This is a genomic window from Actinacidiphila epipremni, from assembly GCF_012034175.1.
In the GTDB taxonomy this organism is placed as follows: Bacteria; Actinomycetota; Actinomycetes; order Streptomycetales; family Streptomycetaceae; genus Actinacidiphila; species Actinacidiphila epipremni.
In genome coordinates this window covers 1-20,466 of record NZ_JAATEJ010000031.1, presented here as the reverse complement: position 1 = coordinate 20,466, position 20,466 = coordinate 1, and the positions used below count along the sequence as shown (strand labels likewise).

The window sequence follows — 20,466 nt, the reverse complement described above, 5'->3', positions numbered from 1 at the left end:
GGCGCAGCCCTCCCCCTGCCTTCGGCGGGAGGTACCCCCAGCGCTCTCCTCCCCCCGCCTTGCAATCGCACGCACCCAGCCCCGCCGGCCCCCGCCCTTACGGGCGGGACGACGCTACTTTTAAAACAGGCCCTAGCGGTCATGGCGGGGAGGAGCGTGCGCGCCGCCGGGCGGCCCGGGGGTATGTCGGGCGGGGGCGGCATGATGGAGGAGTGCCTGAAGGAGACACGGTCTGGCTGACGGCCCGGCGGCTGCATGCGGCGCTCGCCGGGCGGGAGCTGGTGCGCGCCGACCTGCGGGTGCCGCAGCTGGCGACGGTGGACCTCACCGGCCGCCGGGTGCTGGAGGTGGTGCCGCGGGGCAAGCACCTGCTGACCCGGCTGGACGGGGACACGACGCTGCACTCGCATCTGCGGATGGACGGCTCCTGGCACCTGTACGCGCCCGGTGAGCGGTGGCGGGGCGGGCCCGAGCACCAGGTGCGGGCGGTGCTCGGGGACGAGGAGCGGACGGCGGTGGGCTACCGGCTGCCGGTGCTGGCTCTGCTGGCCACGCAGGACGAGCCGCAGGTGGTGGGCCATCTGGGGCCGGATCTGCTCGGGCCGGGTTGGGATGCGGCGCAGGCGCTGCGGCGGTTGGCGGCGGAGCCGGGCCGGCCGGTGGGTGAGGCGCTGCTGGACCAGCGCAATCTCGCCGGGATCGGCAACGTCTATGTGGCGGAGCTGTGCTTCCTGCGCGGGGTGACGCCGTGGACGCCGTTCGGCGAGGTGCCGGCGCCGCAGAAGCTGGTCGTGCTCGCCAAGCGGCTGCTGGAGGCGAACAAGGCCAGGCCCGGGCATGTGACGACCGGCGATACGCGGCGCGGCCGTATGCACTGGGTCTACGGCCGGGCGCACCAGCCGTGCCTGCGCTGCGGTACGGCGGTGCGGGGCGGTGAGCACGGCCCGGCGGACCAGCGGCGGGTGGCGTACTGGTGCCCGCGCTGCCAGCGGGGGCCGGTGCCGGACGAGTGGGCCTGAGGGCTGCGCGGGGTCAGCGGCTCTTGGGTTGCGGCGGGCTCACGGGGTTCGCAGGGCGGGGTCGGCGGGCCGGGCGCGGGCGGTGCGGCGGCGGGAGGCGCGGGCGGGGACGGCGTGCAGCGGTATGAGGCCAAGGCCCCAGCCGCCCGCGACGAGAGCGTTGAGCCAGGGGGCGGCCTCACCCGGGCCGGCGGCGAACCGGAACACCGCGCCCCACCACAGGACGCCGCCGATCACGCCGATGACGCAGCGCAGCCGCCGCGAGGCCGACCGCGGACGGCCCGGGCGCTCGCAGCGGCCCGGCTCCGCACCGTGGCGGCCGGCGGGGGCGCCGGGCTCCACCGGCGACGCGCCCGCCTGCCCGGCGCACGGGACGGCGCGGGGTGCCGGAGTCGCGGGCCCGCGCGCGGCCCGGGAGGCCGCAGCGCTCGGGCGCGGGCCGGCGGAGGTGACGGGGAGCGGGAGCGGGAGCGGGTGGAGCGGACGCATGGCCGCCTCCTTCGACCCCGAGTTCGCGGCGGGGCCGCATGTGCGGCCCCGGACTGCGCTGCCCCCTGCGAGCGGTCAGACGTTCTCGGCCTGGAACATCCAGTGGAATTTCTCCAGGTCGGCGGTGATGCCGATCAGGATGTCCTGCGTGACGGGGTCGGGCTTCTCCGTCGTCTCGATGCGTTCCCGCATCCGGGTGATGGCGGCGTGCAGCGCCGCGACCATGATCTCGACGACCTCGGCGTCCTTGACCCAGCCGTCGGTGACCGTGTCGATGCCGCTGGTCTTGGCGATCGTGCCGGCCCTGCCGTCAGGGGAGACGCCGATGGCGGAGGCGCGCTCGGCCACGGTGTCGGAGTGCGTGCGCGCGGTGCTGACGACCTCGTCGAGCTGGAGGTGGATGGAGCGGAAGCGCGGCCCCACCACGTTCCAGTGCACCTGCTTGGCCAGCAGCGACAGGTCGAGCAGATCCACCAGCGCACCCTGGAGGGCGTCGCTGACGACCTTGAGGTCCTGTTCGGACAGCGGGCTCTTCACGACAGTCATGCGGTATCTCCCAGCGGATCGACGCCATCAGACCGGTCAGGTCGGTTTCGACCGTTTTCCGACGCTCACCGCCTACCCTGCCTCGCCGTTTCGAACACGGCAAAGCGAAACCGCCCCCCGGAGCCCCCGGACACGGCCCCCGGACACGGCCCCCGCGCACGGCACCGCCGCCGGGCGGTGGGCCCGGCGGCGGGTGGTGACGACGGCAGGAAGATCAGGCGGCGACGACGTCCACGGCTTCGGCGGACTTCTTCGGGGCCTTGATGGTGATCCGTTCGTCCGGAGCGGACGTGACGGACGTGACCGACGTAACGGTGCCGAGCAGCGGGCGCATGGGCGCCGCGGTGGTCTCGGACGCCGCGGACTGCGCCAGCTCCGCCAGCGAAAGATCGTCGCTGACCTCGCGCATCACCTCGGACATCGGCACGTCCAGGGCTTCGCAGATCGCCGAGAGCAGTTCGGAGGAAGCCTCCTTCTGCCCCCGCTCGACCTCTGAGAGATAGCCGAGCGAGACCCGGGCGGACGAGGAGACCTCGCGCAGGGTGCGGCCCTGGCGCTGGCGCTGCCGACGCAGCACGTCACCCAGCAGGCGACGGAGCAGAATCATCGGTGGCTCCCTCCTCGGATCGCGGTACCGCATCCTTCTCGCCCCACCGTACCGCCTCGGACACCAGCCGTGCGGGGAGCGAAGACGTGTTCACTCAGGGCTGCAAACATCACATCCCCCTGTGTTCTTCCCTGCCCACCGCCGCCGAACGCACACCGCAGCCGTTATTCGAAGGTCTTCCGCAGCTGTTCGAGGAGCAGATCGAGCACGGCGCCGACCGAGGCGCGGCGGATCGCCGTACGGTCCCCGGCGAGCAGCAGCGGCGCGACCTGGACGGAACCGTCCGGGCCCGCGACCGCCACGAAAACCGTGCCGACCGGCTGCCCGTCCTGCGGGTCGGGACCCGCGACGCCGGTCGTGGCGGCGCCCCAGTCGGCCCCGAGCCGGTCCCGTACGCCGAGGGCCATCTGCCGGGCCACGTCCGGATCGACCGCGCCGCGCGCGGCCAGCAGCGCGCCGTCCACGCCGAGCAGCTGCTCCTTGAGCGGGGTCGCGTACGCCGTCACCGAACCGCGGAAGCTGCGGGACGCGCCCGGCACCCCGGTCAGCTCGGCGGCCAGCAGCCCGCCGGTCAGCGACTCCGCGACCGCGAGCGTCCAGCCCCGCTCCTCCAGCAGCCGCAGCGCCTCGGCGGCGGGCCCCGTGCTCCCGGCGGGCTCGGCCCCGGCAGCCGCCCCGCCCTCCGCGGCGGAACCGGCCGCGCCCTCGCCGGCACCCTGCGCGCCCGACCCGGCAGCCCCGGCCACACCGCCCGACCCGGCAGCCCCGTCCGGCCCGACTGCCCCGTCCCCCTGCGCCGCCGCCCGCTCCGCCGCGAGCCCCGCCCGCCGCAGCACCACGGCCTGCCGTACGTAGTCCAGGCCCGTCGCCACCGTCAGCACCACCGCCGCGGCCATCAGCCACGCCCGCAGGCTCGCCAGCGGCCCGGTCAGCACCAGGATGTACATCCCCACGGCGACGCCCTGCGTGAGCGTCTTGAGCTTGCCCCCGCGGCTCGCCGGGATCACGCCGTGCCGGATCACCCAGAAGCGCATGAGCGTGATGCCCAGCTCACGGAAGAGGATCACCGCGGTCACCCACCACGGCAGGTCGCCCAGCCCCGACAGGCCGATGAGCGCCGCGCCCATGATGGCCTTGTCAGCGATCGGGTCGGCGATCTTGCCGAAGTCCGTGACGAGGCCGTACCGCCGGGCCAGCTCGCCGTCGAAGAGGTCGGTGATCATCGCGACGGCGAACGCCGCCCACGCGAAGGAGCGCCACGCCGGGTCGTGCCCGTCGCCGTGGACGAGCAGCAGGACGAAGCCGGGCACGAGCACCAGCCGCGTCATCGTCAGCAGATTGGCGACGTTCCAGAGCCGCGGCTTGCCGCCCTGCGGCCCCGCCCCGCCGGCCATGACCTCGTCCGGGGCCACCGTCGAACCCGTCGCGCCGCCCGGCGCCGCAGCCGCCGAGCCGGGGGCGGAGGCGGACGGCCCGGACGAGGAGGCCGCGCCGGACGACGACGCAGAAGACGGCGACGCAGCGGACGACGAGGACGAGGACGACGACGAAGAGGAAGAAGACGGCGAGGGCGACGCGGCCGGCGCGGGCGCCCCGCTCATCTGCCCACCGCCCCGCCCAGCGGCTCGGCCACCAGGTCGACGCCCTGCGCCGCGATCACCTTCGCCGTCACGAACGTCCCGGGCTCCGCCTTCCAGCCGGGGACCGCCGGGGCCAGCACGACCTGCCCGTCCGTCTCCGGCGCCTGGTGGTCGGCCCGCCCGGTGATCTCGCCGGTCTCCTCGTCGACGGCCTCGACCAGCACCTGCACCGTGTCCCCGACCCGCTCCTCGGCGCGCTGCGCGGTCAGCTCCTCGGCGAGCCGGGAGACCCGGGCCAGCCGCGCCGCGACCACGTCCTCGTCGAGCTTGCCGTCGTAGCCGGCGGCCTCGGTGCCCTCCTCGTCGGAGTAGCCGAACACGCCGATCGCGTCGAGCCGGGCGGCGGTCAGGAAGCGTTCGAGCTCGGCGAGGTCGCCCTCGCTCTCGCCGGGGAAGCCGACGATGAAGTTGGACCGCACACCCGCCTGCGGCGCCTTGGCCCGGATGGCGGCCAGCAGCTCCAGGAAGCGGTCGGTGTCGCCGAAGCGCCGCATCGCCCGCAGCACACCGGCCGCGGAGTGCTGGAAGGACAGGTCGAAGTACGGCACGACGCCGGGCGTGGAGGTCAGGACGTCGATGAGCCCGGGCCGCATCTCGGCGGGCTGCAGATAGCTGACCCGGACCCGTTCGATGCCGTCGACCGCCGCGAGCTCCGGCAGCAGCGTCTCCAGCAGCCGGATGTCGCCGAGGTCCTTGCCGTACGAGGTGTTGTTCTCGCTGACCAGCATCACCTCGCGGACGCCCTGCTCGGCCAGCCAGCGCGTCTCACCGAGGACGTCGGAGGGGCGGCGGGAGATGAAGGAGCCGCGGAAGGAGGGGATGGCGCAGAAGGTGCAGCGCCGGTCGCAGCCGGAGGCGAGCTTCACCGAGGCGACGGGCCCGGAGTCCAGCCGGCGCCGCAGCGGCGGGCGCGGCCCCGAGGCGGGCGCGACGCCGTCCGGAAGATCGGCGAGGTCCACCGCGGGACCCTCCGCCGCAGAACCCTGCACCGCAGCACCCTCCGCCGCAGAACCCTGCACCGCGGCACCTTCCGCCGCCGGGCCCCCCGCTGCGGAACCGCTGGCCCCGGGACCCCCCACCGCCCCCCGGCCACCCGCCGAGGTACCGCCGTTCGAGTGACCCACCTGCGAGTGACCCGGCAGCGCCACCGTTGACGCCTGCCGCTCCGCCGGGCTGACCGGCAGCAGCTTGCGCCGGTCGCGCGGGGTGTGCGCGGCGTGGATGCCGCCGGACAGGATCGTCCGCAGCCGGTCGGAGATGTCGGCGTAGTCGTCGAAGCCGAGGACGGCGTCGGCTTCGGGGAGCGCGTCGGCCAGCTCCTTCCCGTACCGCTCGGCCATGCAGCCGACGGCGACGACGGCCTGCGTACGGCCGTGATCCTTCAGGTCGTTGGCCTCCAGCAGCGCGTCCACGGAGTCCTTCTTGGCCGCCTCGACGAAGCCGCAGGTGTTGACGACGGCGACATCGGCGTGCGCGGCGTCCTCGACCAGCAGCCAGCCGTCCGCCGCGAGCCGTCCGGCGAGCTCCTCCGAGTCCACTTCGTTACGGGCGCATCCGAGCGTGACAAGGGCGACGGTACGGGTTTCGGGCATGCACTCAGATTACCCGCTGCCCTGTCGGACCCCTCGCCCCTCGCCCGCCTCCGCCTTCCGTCAGCCCTGCGTCGGGTCCCCGGGGGTGTAGGTGAGCCGTACGACCTGGCCGGTCGCACCCGCCGGGCCGACGTCCTTGCCGTTGACGAACAGCTGCACCGCGCCCGCGTTGCCGACGATCAGCTTGATCTTCTTGTCGTCGGTGAAGGTCTCCGACTTGCCCTTGGTGAGCGAGCCCTCGAAGAGCCGCTTGCCGTTGTGGTCGGTGGCCTGGACCCAGCTGCTGCTGCCCTCCACGGTGAGCTTGACCGTGACCTTGCCGGGCGGCGCCGCGGCGATGGCGCTCTCCGAGGGGTCGGGCGTGGGCGGCAGGGTGCCCTGCGTGGCCTGGACCGAGGGCGTCGTGCTGGCGCTGCTCGGGGTGGGCGGCGCCGGGTCGGCCTTGGGCTTGTTGCCGTCGTCGCCGCCGGTGAAGGCGGTGTAGCCGACAAAGCCGATGACCGCGACGATGGCGGCGACCATGGCGGCCGTCCAGTTGGGCCGGCGCGGCTCGGACTTGATCTTCTCGGCGGAGTAGACGGGCGCGACCGGCGGCGGTACGACCTCGGCGCCGTGCTCGGCCGCGTACTGCGCGATCAGCGGCTCCGGATCGAGGCCCACGGCACGTGCGAGCGTACGGATGTGGCCGCGCGCGTAGACGTCACCACCGCAGCGGGAGAAGTCGTCCTGCTCGATCGACTGCACGATCGGGACGCGCACCCGGGTGACGGTGCTGACCTCGTCGACGGAGAGCCCGGCGGCGATGCGGGCCTGAGCGAGGGCGTGACCGACCGAAGGCCGGTCTTCGGTGGGCGTGTTGCCGAGGGACACGAGGGCGCCTTTCGAGCGTGCAGCCGCTGGGAATTCAGTCTACGGGGGGTCCGAAACCGGGGGGCAAGGTGACGGCCGGAATGTGTACGCCATCAGGATGCCGACCTCCCTGCCGAAGTTGACGTACGAACAGATCAAACGGTTGCCCGATGATTCCGGCGGTTTTCCCCGGCGTGCGCGTGTCGCGCGCCGGGCGCACCCGGCGGGGCACCACCTGCGCCGGACGCACCGGACGCCACGCGCCGCGCGCCGACCCGGCCGCGCGTCACGCCCCGCCGCGGATCTCCGCCAGGACTCCGTCGAGCTCGTCCGCCTTCACCATCACGTCGCGCGCCTTCGACCCCTCGCTGGGGCCGACGATGCCGCGCGACTCCATCAGGTCCATCAGCCTTCCCGCCTTGGCGAAGCCCACACGCAGTTTGCGCTGAAGCATCGACGTCGAGCCGAACTGCGTGGAGACCACCAGCTCCGCGGCCTGGCACAACAGGTCCAGGTCGTCGCCGATCTCCTCGTCGATCTCCTTCTTCGGCCCGCTGCCGACGGTGACGTCGCTGCGGTACGTCGGCGTGAGCTGCGCCTTGCAGTGGTCGACGACCTTGGCGACCTCGTCCTCGGTGACGAAGGCGCCCTGCATGCGGATCGGCTTGTTCGCGCCCATGGGCAGGAACAGGCCGTCGCCTTTTCCGATGAGCTTCTCGGCGCCCGGCTGGTCCAGGATGACCCGGCTGTCGGCGAGCGAGGAGGTGGCGAAGGCCAGCCGCGACGGCACGTTCGCCTTGATCAGCCCGGTGACGACATCGACGCTCGGCCGCTGCGTGGCCAGCACCAGGTGGATGCCGGCGGCCCGCGCGAGCTGCGTGATACGGACGATGGCGTCCTCGACGTCGCGCGGCGCGACCATCATCAGGTCGGCCAGCTCGTCCACGATCACCAGCAGGTACGGGTACGGCGCCAGCTCGCGCTCGCTGCCCTCCGGGGTCTTGGCCCGCCCGGAGCGCACCGCCGCGTTGAAGTCGTCGATGTGCCGGAAGCCGTACGCGGCCAGGTCGTCGTACCGCAGGTCCATCTCGCGCACCACCCATTGCAGGGCCTCGGCGGCCCGCTTGGGGTTGGTGATGATCGGCGTGATCAGGTGCGGGATGCCCTCGTACGCGGTCAGCTCCACGCGCTTGGGATCGACCAGCACCATGCGCACCTCGTCCGGGGTCGCGCGGGCCAGCACGGAGGTGATGAGGCAGTTGATGCAGGAGGACTTGCCGGAGCCGGTGGCGCCGGCGACCAGGACGTGCGGCATCTTCGCGAGGTTGGCCATGACGTAGCCGCCCTCGACGTCCTTGCCGAGCGCGACCGTCATCGGGTGGTCCTCGCCGGCGGCCTCCGCCGAGCGCAGCACGTCGCCGAGGTTGACCATCTCGCGGTCGCTGTTGGGGATCTCGATGCCGACCGCCGACTTGCCGGGGATCGGGCTGATGATCCGCACGTCGGGGCTGGCGACGGAGTATGCGATGTTCTTGGCCAGCGCGGTGATCCGCTCGACCTTCACCGCCGCGCCCAGCTCGACCTCGTAGCGGGTGACCGTCGGGCCGCGGGTGAAGCCGGTGACGACGGCGTCGACCTTGAATTCGGTGAAGACCTGGGTGAGCGCGGCCACCACCGCGTCGTTGGCGGCGCTGCGGGTACGGCCGGGGCCGCCGCGCTCCAGCAGGTCCAGGGACGGCAGCGCGTAGGTGATGTCGCCGGACAGCTGCAGCTGCTCGGCCCGCGGCGGCAGCGGCTCGCCGGCCTCGGGGCTCTGCTTGGTCAGGTCCGGTACGCCCGAATCGCCGTCGTCCTCGGCGCGGGCGGCCGGGACCGGGTTCTTGCGCAGCCCGCTGGTGAGGTCGGCGACCAGCGGCGAGGGCTGCAGGCCGTGCAGCACGGCGCCGTCCAGCGCCGCGGCGGCCTGGGCGGCCACGTCCACCGCGTCGGGCCCCTGCGCGCCGGCGGGCAGCGCCTCGGCGCGGCGGCGGGGCCTGCGGCGCGGCTTGGGCTCCTCCCCGGCGGCGGCGTGCGCGGCGGCGGCCGGGTCGGCGGCGTCGGCGCTCTCTATGTCGTACGGCTCGTCGGCGCTCTTGCGCAGCCGCAGCGGGAGCCGCCGGACCGGCGAGTCGTCCTCGCCGTCCCCGGGCAGGGCCTGCTCCTGGTCGTCGAAGAACTCCTCCAGCGGTACGGCGTCGGGGTCCGGCGGCGGGGCGTACAGGCCCAGCCGGGCGCCGGCGGCGCGCAGCCGCTGCGGGATCGCGTTGACCGGCGTGGCGGTGACGACGAGCAGCCCGAAGACGGTGACGAGCAGCAGCAGCGGCGCGGCGAGGAACGCCCCGACGGTGTAGAGGAGCGGCGAGGCGGCGGCCCAGCCGATCAGGCCGCCGGCGTCGCGCAGCGCGCTCGCCCCGTCGCTGCGGGTCGGCGAGCCGCACGCCAGGTGGATCAGGCCCAGGGTGCCGATGACCAGGGCGGACAGGCCGATCACGATCCGGCCGTTGGCCTCGGGCTGCTCGGGGTGGCGCATCACCCGCACGGCGATCGCGCCGAGCAGCAGCGGCACCAGCAGGTCCAGCCGCCCGAAGGCCCCGGTGACCAGCAGCTCGACCAGGTCGCCGACCGGGCCGCGCAGATTGGACCAGGTGCCGGCGGCGACCACCAGCGTCAGGCCGATGAGCAGCAGGCCGAGGCCGTCCTTGCGGTGCGCGGGGTCGAGGCCGCGGGCGCCGCGCCCTATGTGCCGCAGCAGGGCGCCGACGGTGTGGGCGAGGCCCAGCCACAGGGCGCGGAACATCCGCAGGATGCCGCTGGTCGGCGACGGCGCCGGTTTTGGGGCGGCTTTGGGCGCCGCAGCCGCCTTCTTGGCGGGCGGTTTCGCGGCGGCGCCCTTGGCCGCGGGCTTCTTCGCGGGGGGCTTCCTGGCCGCAGGCTTCGCCGGGGCTTTCTTGGCGGTGCCGGACGTACGTGGGGCCATGGTGCCGAGGTTACCGTTCCTGTGATCGGTGAACACGCCCGCCCGCGGATACGCCCGTTCGTGTCGTATGGTCCACGGCGCCACGTTGACGCGGCGTCAACCTGCGTTGCCTTGCGGCGCTCCCGCCCTTACTCGCCGGGCTGCTGCCGGACGATCCCGCTGCCGCTGCCGGGCTCCAGCGCGTCCAGCGCCCGCCGCAGGCCGGTCAGTTTGCGCTCCAGGTGCGCCGCGGTGGCCACCGCCGCCGCGTCCGCGCCCTCGCCGAGCTGCTTGCTCAGCGCCTCCGCCTGCTCCTCGACCGCCGCGAGGCGGGCGGACAGCTCGGCGAGCAGGCCCGCGGGCTCCTTCGAGCCGTTGGAGCCGTTGGAGCCGGCACCCGCCGGGGCGCCCTGCTCCAGTTGCAGCCGCAGCAGTCCGGCCTGCTCGCGCAGCTGGCAGTTCTTCATGTACAGGTCGACGAACACCGACACCTTGGCCCGCAGCACCCACGGGTCGAACGGCTTGGAGATGTAGTCGACCGCGCCCGCCGCGTACCCCCGGAAGGTGTGGTGCGGGCCGTGGTTGATCGCGGTCAGGAAGATGATCGGGATGTCCCGCGTCCGCTCCCGCCGCTTGATGTGCGCCGCGGTCTCGAAACCGTCCATGCCCGGCATCTGCACATCGAGCAGGATCACCGCGAAATCATCGGTGAGCAGCGCTTTGAGCGCTTCCTCCCCGGACGATGCCCTGACCAGAGTCTGATCGAGCGCCGAGAGAATCGCCTCCAGCGCCAGCAGGTTCTCCGGCCGGTCATCGACCAGGAGGATCTTGGCCTTCTGCACCATGGCCCGCCCTCCTCGCCCCGGCATCGCGCCGGTCGCCGCCCCCAGGGACGACTCCGTCGCGCCGCCCGTCCTTGTGCCGGTCATGGTAGCCGCACCCCACCGTTCGCCACACCCTGTCACCGTCACGTCACTCACCACACACCGAAAACGCCGGCGGAGACGAGAAGGTTCCCTGATCCTCTCGTCCTCACACCCGTGACGCAGGCCACAGTCGGTAAAACTTCAACTTTTTTGGTACCACTGCTCCGCCGGCCCCTCAACGGGCGTGCATCCACTGCTCCATCAGGGTCAGCAGATGGTCGGTGTCCACCGGTTTGGCGACATAGTCCGACGCGCCCGACTCGATGCTCTTCTCCCGGTCGCCCTTCATCGCCTTCGCCGTCAGCGCGATGATCGGCAGCCCGGCGAACTGCGGCATCTTGCGGATCGCCGTCGTCGTGGCGTAGCCGTCCATCTCCGGCATCATGATGTCCATCAGCACGATCGCGATGTCGTCGTGCTGCTCCAGCACCTCGATGCCCTCCCGCCCGTTCTCGGCGTACAGCACGGTCAGGCCGTGCTGCTCCAGGACGCTGGTCAGGGCGAAGACGTTGCGGATGTCGTCGTCGACGATCAGCACCTTCTCGCCGCTGAAGCCGCCGGAGAAGCCCGAGAAACCGCCCGCCTCGTCCCCCTGCTCCCACTGCCCCTGCGCCGCGCCGTCCTGCGACTGCGCCGCGGGCAGCGGGGCGGGCTGGGCCGAGCGGCGGCGCAGCCGGGCCAGGCTGCTGCCGGGGCCGCGGGTGCGGGCCCCGGTGGCGCCGTCCGCCTCGCCCGAGCCGCTCGTCAGCTGCGGAACGGCCGGCGGCACCTCCGCGTCGCCGCCCAGGCTCAGCGGCAGGTACAGCGTGAAGGTGGAGCCGCGGCCGGGCTGGCTGTCGGCGTGGATCTCGCCGCCGAGCAGCCGGGCGATCTCCCGGCTGATCGACAGGCCCAGGCCCGTACCGCCGTACTTGCGGCTGGTGGTGCCGTCGGCCTGCTTGAACGCCTCGAAGATCACCCGCATCTTGCCGGCCGCGATACCGATCCCCGTATCCGTCACCGAGAACGCGATCAGCGGCGCGTCCGGGCTGCGCAGCGTGCCCGCCTCCAGCAGCTGCTCGCGGATCGACTGCGGCACCTCGCTGCCGGCCGGCCGGATCACCAGCTCCACCGAGCCGCTGTCGGTGAACTTCACCGCGTTCGACAGCAGGTTGCGCAGCACCTGCAGCAGCCGCTGCTCGTCGGTGTGCAGCGTCACCGGCAGCTCCGGCGAGACCCGCACCGAGAAGTCCAGGCCCTTCTCCGCGGTCAGCGGCCGGAAGGTGGCCTCCACGTAGTCCACCAGCTGCACCAGCGCGATACGGGTCGGCGAGACGTCCATCTTGCCGGCCTCGACCTTCGACAGGTCCAGGATGTCGTTGATCAGCTGCAGCAGGTCAGAGCCCGCCCCGTGGATCGTCTCGGCGAACTCCACCTGCTTGGGCGACAGGTTGCCGTCGCCGTTGTCGGCGAGCAGCTTGGCAAGGATCAGCAGCGAGTTGAGCGGGGTGCGCAGCTCGTGCGACATGTTGGCGAGGAATTCCGACTTGTAGCGCATCGAGACCGCGAGCTGCTCGGCACGCTCCTCCAGGACCTGCCGGGCCTCCTCGATCTCGGTGTTCTTCACCTCGATGTCGCGGTTCTGCCGGGCCAGCAGCTCGGCCTTCTCCTCCAGTTCGGCGTTCGACAGCTGCAGGGCCCGCTGCCGGTTCTCCAGCTCGGCAGACCGTTCCTGCAACTGCTCGGCCAGCTCCTGCGACTGCTTGAGCAGGTACTCCGTCTTGGTGTTGACGCTGATGGTGTTGACGCTGATCGCGATGATGTCGGTGATCTGGTTGAGGAAGTCCTTCTGGATCTGCGTGAACGGCTGGAACGCCGCCAGCTCGATCACGCCCAGCACCCGGCCCTCGAACAGCACCGGCAGCACGATGACATGCGACGGCGGCGCGTCCCCGAGCCCCGAGGTGATCTTCAGATAACCCGGCGGGACATGCTCGACGAGGATCGACCGCTTCTCCACCGCGGCCTGCCCGATCAGCCCCTCGCCCGGCAGGAACACCGTCGACATGCTGCGCCGCGAGAAGCCGTACGAGCCGCGCAGCCGCAGCTCGTACTCCTCGCCGACCTCGGTGGTGTCCTCGGCCAGGAAGAAGGCGCCGTGCTGCGCGGAGACCACCGGCGTCAGCTCGCTCATGATGAGCGCGGCCACGTCGCCCAGATCCCGGCGGCCCTGCATCAGGCCGGAGATACGGGCCAGGTTGCCCTTGAGCCAGTCCTGCTCCTTGTTCGCCAGCGTGGTCTCGCGCAGGCGCACGATCATCGTGTTGATGTAGTCCTGGAGCTCCAGGATCTCGCCGGCGGCGTCCACGTCGATCCGCAGGTTCAGGTCGCCGCGGGTCACCGCGGTGGCGACCTGGGCGATGTTGCGGACCTGGCTGGTGAGGTTGTTGGCCATCAGGTTGACGGACTCGGTCAGGTCCTTCCAGATGCCGGAGACGCCCGGCACCCGGGCCTGGCCGCCCAGCCGCCCCTCGGTGCCCACCTCGCGCGCCACCCGGGTGACCTCGTCACCGAACGCGGACAGCTGCCCGACCATCGTGTTGATGGTCGTCTTGAGCTCCAGGATCTCGCCGCGCGCGTCCACGTCGATCTTCTTGGACAGGTCGCCGCGCGCGACCGCCGTCGTGACCTGGGCGATCTGCCGCACCTGGCCCGTCAGGTTGGACGCCATGCCGTTGACGGACTCGGTCAGGTCCTTCCACGTGCCCGCGACGCCCGGCACCCGCGCCTGGCCGCCGAGGATGCCCTCGGTGCCCACCTCGCGGGCCACGCGCGTCACTTCGTCACCGAACGCGGACAGCGTGTCCACCATCGTGTTGATGGTCTCGGCGAGCTGCGCGACCTCGCCGCGCGCCTCGACCGTGATCTTCTTGGTCAGGTCGCCGTTGGCGACGGCGGTGGCCACCGACGAGATCGAACGCACCTGGCTGGTCAGGTTGTTCGCCATCAGGTTGACGTTGTCGGTGAGGTCCTTCCAGATGCCCGAGGCGTCCCGCACCCGCGCCTGGCCGCCGAGCTGGCCCTCCGTGCCCACCTCGCGGGCCACCCGGGTCACCTCGTCACCGAACGCCGACAGCGTGTCCACCATGGTGTTCACCGTGGTCACCAGCGCCAGGATCTCGCCCTTGGCGTCGACGGTGATCTTCCGCGACAGGTCGCCCTGCGCGACCGCGCTGGTGACGTCGGCGATGTTGCGGACCTGGCTGGTGAGGTTGTTCGCCATGAAGTTGACGGACTGCGTGAGGTCCTTCCACGTCCCGCTGACGCCCTTGACCTCGGCCTGGCCGCCCAGGATGCCCTCGGTGCCGACCTCCCGCGCCACCCGGGTCACCTGCTCGGCGAACGACGACAGCTGGTCCACCATCGTGTTCAGGGTGTTCTTCAGCTCCAGGATCTCGCCGCGCGCGTCCACGTCGATCTTCTGCGACAGGTCACCGCGCGCCACCGCCGTCGCGACCTGCGCGATGTTGCGGACCTGCGCCGTCAGGTTCCCGGCCATGAAGTTCACCGAGTCCGTCAGGTCGCGCCACACGCCGGCCACACCCGGCACCTGCGCCTGGCCGCCCAGCCGCCCCTCGGTGCCCACCTCACGGGCCACCCGGGTCACCTGCTCGGCGAACGACGACAGCTGGTCCACCATCGTGTTGATGGTGTTCTTCAGCTCCAGGATCTCGCCGCGCGCGTCCACGTCGATCTTCTGCGACAGGTCACCGCGCGCCACCGCCGTCGTCACCTGCGCGATCTGCCGCACCTGCGAGGTGAGGTTGCCGGCCATGAAGTTGACGGAGTCCGTGAGGTCCTTCCACGTGCCGCTGACGCCGTCCACCCGCGCCTGGCCGCCGAGCCGCCCCTCCGTACCCACGTCCGTGGCCATCCGCGTCACCTGCGCGGCGAACGAGCCGAGCTGGTCCACCATGCGGTTCACGGTGTTCTTCAGCTCCAGCATCTCGCCGGAGACGTCCACCGTGACCTTCTGCGACAGATCGCCGTTGGCGACCGCCGTCGTGACCTGCGCGATGTTGCGGACCTGGCCGGTGAGGTTCCGGAAGGCCGTGTTGACCGAGTCCGTCAGGTCCTTCCACGTCCCCGCAGCGCCCGGCACCTGCGACTGCCCGCCCAGGATGCCCTCGACGCCGACCTCGCGGGCCACCCGCGTCACCTCGGCGCCGAAGGCCGACAGCTGGTCGACCATCGTGTTCACGGTGTTCTTCAGCTCCAGCATCTCGCCGGAGACGTCCACCGTGACCTTCTGCGACAGGTCGCCGCCCGCCACCGCTGTCGTGACCTGCGCGATGTCCCGCACCTGGGCCGTCAGGTTGCGGAAAGCGGTGTTGACGGAGTCGGTGAGGTCCTTCCACGTGCCCGCGGCCCCCGGCACCTGCGCCTGCCCGCCGAGCTGGCCCTCGGCGCCGATCTCGCCCGCGACCCGGGTCACCTCGTCGGCGAAGATCCGCAGCGTCTCGGTCATCGCGTTGATCGTCTCGGCGAGCTGCGCGACCTCGCCCCGCGCCCCGATGGTGATCTTCTGCGTCAGGTCGCCGTTGGCGACCGCGGTCGTGACCTGCGCGATGTCCCGCACCTGGGCCGTCAGGTTGCCGGCCATCAGGTTCACCGAGTCGGTGAGGTCCTTCCACACCCCGGCCACGCCCGGCACCTGCGCCTGACCGCCCAGCACACCCTCGGTGCCGACCTCCCGCGCGACCCGCGTCACCTCGGAGGAGAACGACGACAGCTGGTCCACCATCGTGTTGACGGTGTTCTTCAGCTCCAGCATCTCGCCCGCGACATGCACGGTGACCTTGCGCGACAGGTCGCCCTTGAGCACCGCCGTCGTCACCAGCGCGATATCGCGCACCTGCGCCGTCAGCCGGTACGCCATGGTGTTGACGGAGTCCGTCAGGTCCTTCCAGGACCCCGCCGCCCCGCGCACCTTCGCCTGCCCGCCGAGCTTGCCCTCGGTGCCGACCTCGCTGGCCACCCGCGTGACCTCGTCGGTGAACGCCGACAGCTGGTCGACCAGGCCGTTGACCGTCCGGCCGACCTTCAGGAACTCGCCGCGCAGCGGGTGCGTGGAGCCGTCCGCGTTCTGGGCGCGCAGGTCCATGCGCTGCTCCAGATCGCCCTCGGCCACCGCCGACAGCACCCGGCCCACGTCCGAGACCGGCCGTACCAGATCCTCCACCAGCGAGTTCGACGCCTCGATCGCCGCCGCCCACGCGCCCTCGCACGCCCCGACGTCCAGCCGCTCGGTGAGCTTGCCCTCCCGGCCGACCACGCGGCGCACCCGGGCCAGCTCGCCTGTGAGATGCTGGTTACGGTCCGCGACCTCGTTGAAGACCGCGGCGATCTCCGCCATGGCACCGTCACCGGTCACCGTCAGGCGGCGGCGGAAGTTGCCGTCCCGCATCGCCGACAGCGCGGCGAGCAGCTTGGTGAGCGCGGCCGAGTCGACCTCGACGGTCCCGCCGGACCGGGAACGACCGTTCTTCGTACGCGTGACCGTGCCCCGCGCCGATGCGCCAGACTCCACCGTGTCCCTCCTGGAGGGTCGATCGACCTGCATGTACCCGAGTGGGCCCCTCCAGTCTTCCACTTCCGCGCACCGGGCCGACAACATCCTGCGTAACCCGTGCGCAACGGAGTCGTTGGCGGTAAGCGGCGTCGCCACCCGTGCACACCCCCGTACGCCCCGCGTACGCCCGCCATGCGGTGCCGTGTGTTCCGGTTTGACAGGCGCACGGGACGCCCGCGGCCCGACGCACTAGCCTTGCCTGATGGCAGGACGACGCACGGTGCACGAGCGGGAGACCGCACACCGACCGCACCGGCAGCGCCTGCGGGAGACCACCGCATCCGTCATGAGGAGATCCGTGATCACGGCTCGGGCATCGGCCAGCTTCGAACCGGTCGGCAGGTCCGTCGCCGTGGCCAGGGCCTTCGTGCGCGACACCCTCCACGGCTGGGGCTTCGCCGACGTCGTCGACGACGCGGTCGTGCTGACCAGCGAACTCGTCACCAACGCCGTCGTCCACGCCGGCACCGCGGCCGACGTGCGCTGCCTGCGCTACGAGACCGCCGTACGCGTCGAGGTCGCCGACCACTACCCGGAGCGCGAGGTACCGCTCCAGGGCCGCGGCCGGCCGCACCGCGACCCCGACCACGAAGGCGGGCGCGGCCTGCTGCTGTGCGCCGCCCTCGCCAGCCGCTGGGGCGTGGAGTACACCGCGGCGGGCAAGCACGTCTGGTTCCAGCTCGACCTGCCCGAGCGCCCGGCCGGCACCCGCTCGGCAGGCCCGCAGCTGGCCCCCGCCGACCTGCCCGTCGCCGACGAGCGGGTACGGGTCGCCGTCGTCCAGGTCGACCGGAAGGGCACCATCACCCGCTGGAACGACGACGCCGCGGAGCTGTTCGGGCACGCCGCCGCCGACGTCGTCGGCAAGTCCCTCGCCGACCTCACCGCCTGGCCGCAGACCCCCGGCACCGGCATCGGCCTCGCCGAGGCCCTCCAGCTCTCCCGCTGGGAGGGCACCTACGGGCTGCGCAACGGCGACGGCCGCGTCCTGCCCGTGTACGGCTCCCACCTGCGGGTCCGCGACAGCTCCGGCGAACCGTCGACGGTCTGCCTGCTGGTGCGCGCCGAGGAGCGCGCCGTCCTGGAGACCCCGGCCCGCGGCCCCGCCCCGTCGGAGTCCGGCATGACCCAGCGCGGCAAGAACGCCGACGCCTTCGAGGTCTTCATCGGCTCCCCCGCTCCCGACGACCTCGACGGCCTGCTCCAGCGCACTGTCGAACGCGCTCGCGACATGCTCGACGGCGACGCCGCCTACCTGCTGCTCGCCACCGACGACGAGACCGAACTGGAAGTACGCGCCTCCACCGGCCTGCCCTCGGCCCGCCAGCGCTTCGCCCGCGTCCCCGTCGAGGCCGGCACCGGCCGCTACGGCAGCGCCCGCATGCCCGCCGTCCACGAGGACCTCACCGCCGTCCCCGGCGCCGTCCCGCTGCTGTCCGGCACCGGCATGCGCTCGGTCGTCACCGTGCCGCTCAAGGTCGAGGGCCGGCTCACCGGCTCCCTCGGCGTCGCCGCGGAAGCACCCGGCCGCTACTCCAACCAGGAGGCGCTGCGGCTGCAGTTCGCCGCCGACCGCATCGCACTGGCCGTCGAGAGCGCCCGCCTCACCGAGCTGGAGCGGCTGCGCCGCGGCTCGCTGTCCTTCCTCGTCGAAGCCTCCGACCTGCTCGCCGGCACCCTCGAACGCGACCAGACGCTCGCGCTCATGGCGCAGATGACCGTGCCGACACTGGCCAGTTGGTGCGCCGTCTACACCATCGCCGAGCAGTCGGAACCCGAACTCGCCTTCGTCCTGCACGAGGACGAGGACCGCATCGACGGCATCAAAGCCCTGCTCTCCCAGGTCCGCCCGCCCGAGCCCGACCCGACCCCCGGCGCCCGCGCCTGGACCGCCCCCTCCGACGCCGCCCACTCCAGCGCGCTGCGCGCCTCCCTGCGCAGCCTCGGCGTCGGCCCGAGCGGCCCCGCCGCGATCCCCGGCCGCCCCGCCAGCGCGCCGGGCGTCGCCCTGGCCACCGCAGCCGCCGTCGGCGGCGAGACCGTCGTCCTGCCGCTGGTCGCCCGCAACCGCGTCATCGGCATGCTCACCCTCGGCAAGCCCTCCGACGAGCGCTTCCGCCAGGAGATCCTGGAGCTCGCCGAGGACCTCTCCCGCCGCGCCGCCCTCGCCCTGGACAACGCCCGCCTCTACAGCGAGCGCACCGCCATCAGCCAGGCCCTCCAGCGCAGCCTCCTCCCGCCGGAGCTCCCCCGCGTCCCCGGCGTCGAGGTCGAGGTCGTCTACCGCGCCGCGGGCGAAGGCAACGAGGTCGGCGGCGACTTCTACGACCTCTTCCCGATCCGCGACGGCTGCTGGGGCTTCGCCATCGGCGACGTGTGCGGTACGGGCCCGGAGGCCGCCGCCGTCACGGGCCTTGCCCGGCACGCCCTGCGGCTGCTGGCCCGCGAGGGCTTCGGCGGTCCCGCCGTCCTGGAGCGCCTCAACGCCGCCATCCTCGACGAAGGCGCCCGCAGCCGCTTCCTCACCCTGCTGTACGGCGAGCTGTGGCCGCAGCACGACGGCAGCGCCGTGCTGCGCATGGTGTGCGCGGGCCACCCGCTGCCGCTCCGGCTGCGCCCCGACGGCACGGTGGAGCCGGCGGCCGACCCGCAGCCGCTGCTCGGCGTCATGGACGACCTGGAGCTCGTCGAGCAGTCCGTCACCCTCGACCCGGGCGACGTCCTGCTCTGCGTCACGGACGGCGTGACCGAACGCCGCGAGGGCACCCGGATGCTCGGCGACGACGGCCTCGCCGACGTGCTGGCCACATGTACGGGGCTGACCGCCGGCGCCGTCGCGGCCCGAATCCAGCGCGCCGTCGAACGCTTCGCCTCGGACGCACCGTCGGACGACATGGCCATCCTGGCGATGCGGGTCCCGGCCCTGCCGGAAAGCTGAACGCGACGGGATAGGTCGGGATGGCACGGGACGGCACAGAATCGGACGGGCAATAGGAAAGGCCCCCCGCCATCGGCGGGGGGCCTTTCTTTGCCAGAGCCCCAATACGGAATCGAACCGTAGACCTTCTCCTTACCATGGAGACGCTCTACCGACTGAGCTATTGGGGCGCGTCGACGGGACGATCGTAGCCCATGAACGACTGTGCGGGAAACTCGGCCGCGGGGCCCTTCAGATGAGTCCACCCAGTGCGTTGCAGGTGTCGGCGATGTGCGTCAACTCCCGCTGGGTGATAGCCGAATGCACCGGCAGGGACAGGCTGTCCGCGGCCACCCGCTCGGTCTGCGGCAGGATGTCGCCCGTACGGTGCGCCGGCATCCGGTGCACCGGCACCGGCACACTCACCGTCGCCCGCACCCCGCGCGCGGCGAGCGCCGCGGCGAACGCGTCCCGGTCCGGCCGCCCGTTGCCCGGTATCCGCACGGTGTAGCGGTGATAGCGGTGGTACGCCCCCGGCGCGGTGTACGGCACCACGACACCGGTCAACGCCGAGTCCAGGAACCGCGCGTGCGCCCGGCGCCTGGCCAGCGCGCCGGCGTCCTCCACGACCCCGGCCTCTTCCACGACCGCCAGCGCATAGCGCTCAGCGAGCGCGCCGAGCTGCGCCATGGGCGCGGGGTGCCCGAAGACGTGCAACGGCACGATCGCCGCGGTCCGCCGGGTGACCTCGGCCGCCACCGCGTCCGGGTCCAGGCAGAACGTCCGGGGGTCGATGTCGGCGAAGACGGGTATCGCGCCCGACAGCCGTACGGCATCGGCCGGCACGCCCGTACCGAAGGACGGCACGATGACCTCGTCGCCGGTCCCTATCCCCAGGTCTTCCAGGACGTCACGCAGCGCGGAGGCCGTCGTGTCCGAAGCGATCCTGTGCCGCCGTCCGGCAATCGTCGTCTGCTGCACGTCTCCACACCTCCGCCTGTCGGGGCGTCAAGCGTCCCGGCGGCATGTGAACGCCGGGTGACGGACAGCAGAAAGGCCCCGGCCCACGAGACAAAGCTCGGGGGCCGGGGCCTCCATCAATATTTGCTCGGCGGTGTCCTACTCTCCCACAGGGTCCCCCCTGCAGTACCATCGGCGCTGAAAGGCTTAGCTTCCGGGTTCGGAATGTGACCGGGCGTTTCCCTCACGCTATGACCACCGAAACACCATGAAACACACACCACACACCCGCACCACCCCGGTCTCCCGGGGGTG

At 72.4% G+C, this 20,466-nt stretch carries 11 protein-coding genes, 1 tRNA gene, 1 rRNA gene and 2 pseudogenes; 2 read left to right on the top strand and 13 right to left on the bottom strand.

Annotated features, from left to right (window positions below):
* The first annotated feature begins 212 nt into the window (after positions 1-212).
* Complete coding sequence (locus tag HCN08_RS29595) at positions 213-1,019, top strand: DNA-formamidopyrimidine glycosylase family protein (protein WP_322974767.1); 807 nt, start codon at positions 213-215, stop codon at positions 1,017-1,019.
* A 39-nt stretch (positions 1,020-1,058) separates the two neighbouring features.
* Here the strand turns inward: HCN08_RS29595 and HCN08_RS29590 are convergent, their stop codons facing one another.
* The 10 genes and pseudogenes from HCN08_RS29590 to HCN08_RS29545 form a co-directional block, all read right to left on the bottom strand.
* Positions 1,059-1,508, bottom strand: a complete 450-nt coding sequence (locus HCN08_RS29590; RefSeq protein WP_167986369.1) for a hypothetical protein — start codon at positions 1,506-1,508, stop codon at positions 1,059-1,061.
* Positions 1,509-1,583: 75 nt separating this feature from the next.
* Positions 1,584-2,054: a Dps family protein gene (locus HCN08_RS29585; RefSeq protein WP_167986368.1), complete on the bottom strand. Its 471-nt coding sequence runs from the start codon at positions 2,052-2,054 to the stop codon at positions 1,584-1,586.
* 214 nt (positions 2,055-2,268) lie between these two features.
* A complete protein-coding gene (locus HCN08_RS29580) occupies positions 2,269-2,661 on the bottom strand; it encodes a helix-turn-helix domain-containing protein (protein ID WP_167986367.1) in 393 nt (130 codons plus the stop codon).
* Positions 2,662-2,825: 164 nt separating this feature from the next.
* A pseudogene (locus tag HCN08_RS35835) lies at positions 2,826-3,266 on the bottom strand (CinA family protein); the annotation flags it as partial.
* Positions 3,267-3,452: 186 nt separating this feature from the next.
* Positions 3,453-4,055: pseudogene (gene pgsA / locus HCN08_RS35830) on the bottom strand (CDP-diacylglycerol--glycerol-3-phosphate 3-phosphatidyltransferase); the annotation flags it as partial.
* Between the two features lie 203 nt (positions 4,056-4,258).
* Positions 4,259-5,893, bottom strand: a complete 1,635-nt coding sequence (locus HCN08_RS35825; protein WP_240970553.1) for a MiaB/RimO family radical SAM methylthiotransferase — start codon at positions 5,891-5,893, stop codon at positions 4,259-4,261.
* A gap of 60 nt (positions 5,894-5,953) precedes the next feature.
* Positions 5,954-6,763, bottom strand: coding sequence for a helix-turn-helix domain-containing protein (locus HCN08_RS29560; protein ID WP_167986365.1), 810 nt, complete (start codon positions 6,761-6,763; stop codon positions 5,954-5,956).
* Positions 6,764-7,028: 265 nt separating this feature from the next.
* Entirely contained in the window at positions 7,029-9,758 is a 2,730-nt protein-coding gene (locus HCN08_RS29555; RefSeq protein ID WP_167986364.1) for a DNA translocase FtsK, read from the bottom strand.
* Positions 9,759-9,886: 128 nt separating this feature from the next.
* Positions 9,887-10,582 (bottom strand): response regulator, encoded by a 696-nt coding sequence (locus tag HCN08_RS29550; RefSeq protein ID WP_167986415.1) that lies wholly within the window; start codon positions 10,580-10,582, stop codon positions 9,887-9,889.
* Between the two features lie 256 nt (positions 10,583-10,838).
* Positions 10,839-16,232: a hybrid sensor histidine kinase/response regulator gene (locus HCN08_RS29545; RefSeq protein WP_322974766.1), complete on the bottom strand. Its 5,394-nt coding sequence runs from the start codon at positions 16,230-16,232 to the stop codon at positions 10,839-10,841.
* A gap of 340 nt (positions 16,233-16,572) precedes the next feature.
* Here HCN08_RS29545 and HCN08_RS29540 point away from each other — a divergent pair, with 340 nt between their 5' ends.
* On the top strand, positions 16,573-19,212 hold the full coding sequence (locus HCN08_RS29540) for a SpoIIE family protein phosphatase (RefSeq protein ID WP_167986363.1): 2,640 nt from the start codon (positions 16,573-16,575) through the stop codon (positions 19,210-19,212).
* A gap of 97 nt (positions 19,213-19,309) precedes the next feature.
* Here the strand turns inward: HCN08_RS29540 and HCN08_RS29535 are convergent.
* The 3 genes from HCN08_RS29535 to rrf form a co-directional block, all read right to left on the bottom strand.
* Positions 19,310-19,382 (bottom strand) — tRNA-Thr (locus HCN08_RS29535).
* A gap of 61 nt (positions 19,383-19,443) precedes the next feature.
* On the bottom strand, positions 19,444-20,157 hold the full coding sequence (locus tag HCN08_RS29530; RefSeq protein WP_167986413.1) for a DegT/DnrJ/EryC1/StrS family aminotransferase: 714 nt from the start codon (positions 20,155-20,157) through the stop codon (positions 19,444-19,446).
* 140 nt (positions 20,158-20,297) lie between these two features.
* Positions 20,298-20,414, bottom strand: a 5S ribosomal RNA gene (gene rrf / locus HCN08_RS29525).
* Positions 20,415-20,466: the final 52 nt, after the last annotated feature.

Bases quoted from the DNA above. Each gene is read 5' to 3' on its own strand.
- HCN08_RS29590 (WP_167986369.1), bottom strand. From the start codon at position 1,508: ATGCGTCCGCTCCACCCGCTCCCGCTCCCGCTCCCCGTCACCTCCGCC.
- HCN08_RS29555 (WP_167986364.1), bottom strand. From the start codon at position 9,758: ATGGCCCCACGTACGTCCGGCACCGCCAAGAAAGCCCCGGCGAAGCCT.
- HCN08_RS35825 (WP_240970553.1), bottom strand. From the start codon at position 5,893: ATGCCCGAAACCCGTACCGTCGCCCTTGTCACGCTCGGATGCGCCCGT.
- HCN08_RS29580 (WP_167986367.1), bottom strand. From the start codon at position 2,661: ATGATTCTGCTCCGTCGCCTGCTGGGTGACGTGCTGCGTCGGCAGCGC.
- HCN08_RS29550 (WP_167986415.1), bottom strand. From the start codon at position 10,582: ATGGTGCAGAAGGCCAAGATCCTCCTGGTCGATGACCGGCCGGAGAAC.
- HCN08_RS29585 (WP_167986368.1), bottom strand. From the start codon at position 2,054: ATGACTGTCGTGAAGAGCCCGCTGTCCGAACAGGACCTCAAGGTCGTC.